This is a genomic window from Chromobacterium vaccinii, assembly GCF_000971335.1.
Taxonomy (GTDB): Bacteria; Pseudomonadota; Gammaproteobacteria; order Burkholderiales; family Chromobacteriaceae; genus Chromobacterium; species Chromobacterium vaccinii.
In genome coordinates this window covers 1-729 of sequence record NZ_JZJL01000144.1, presented here as the reverse complement: position 1 = coordinate 729, position 729 = coordinate 1, and the positions used below count along the sequence as shown (strand labels likewise).

Genomic DNA, 729 nt, shown 5'->3' with positions numbered 1-729 from the left:
GGCTGTCATAGCGGTAGTGGCGGCCGGCGTACTGGCTGAGCAGGTTGCCGGAGCAGGCTGTCGCCCTGATGGCCGTCGGCGGCAGGGGCGTTGTCCAGCAGGTTGCCGGCGGGGTCGAAGCGGAAGCTTTCCACGCCCTTGGGGGTGGCAGCCTCCAGCAAGCGGCCCACCGGGTCATAGCGGTAACTCAGCTGGCCGCTGCGATTGGCAGCACGTCCTCGCCGCTGTGGAAGTTGCCAGTGATGGACACTGTCGCGCTGGCCAGCGTCGCGTTGTCGCGGTCGGATACGGTGATGCCGCCATCCACCGCCACCGGCGTCGGCGTGCCGCTGATGGTGTAGCTGCCGTTGGCGCCGGAGACGGTGGCGATGGGCGTTTGGTCGGTATCCGCCACCGTCACCGTCCGCGTCGCTGCGGCGCTGTTCTTGGTGCCGTCGTTGACGACGAAGCTGATGGTGCGGGTGGCGTTGTTGGGCGTGATCGCGCTGTCGGTGTAGGTCGTTGCGCGCAAGGCCGCCTGCCATTGCGCCAGCGTGGCCGTCGCGCCGCTGGAAGTCAGCGTCAACACCCCGGTGCCGCTGTTGTAGCTGGCGACGATATTGCCGTAAGTGGTGGAATTGGTGTTGCTGAACGCCAGCGCATCCTCCCCGCTCTGGAAGTTGCCGGTGATGGATACCGTCGCCGACGCCAGCGTGGTGTTGTCCAGATCGGACAAGGTGATGCCGCCAT

The 729-nt window shown here is 66.8% G+C and carries 1 protein-coding gene; it reads right to left on the bottom strand.

The window, feature by feature from the left end:
* Nucleotides 1-187: 187 nt before the first annotated feature.
* Nucleotides 188-729: hypothetical protein (locus VL52_RS22975; protein WP_046159223.1), on the bottom strand; the 542-nt coding region annotated here is incomplete at its 5' end.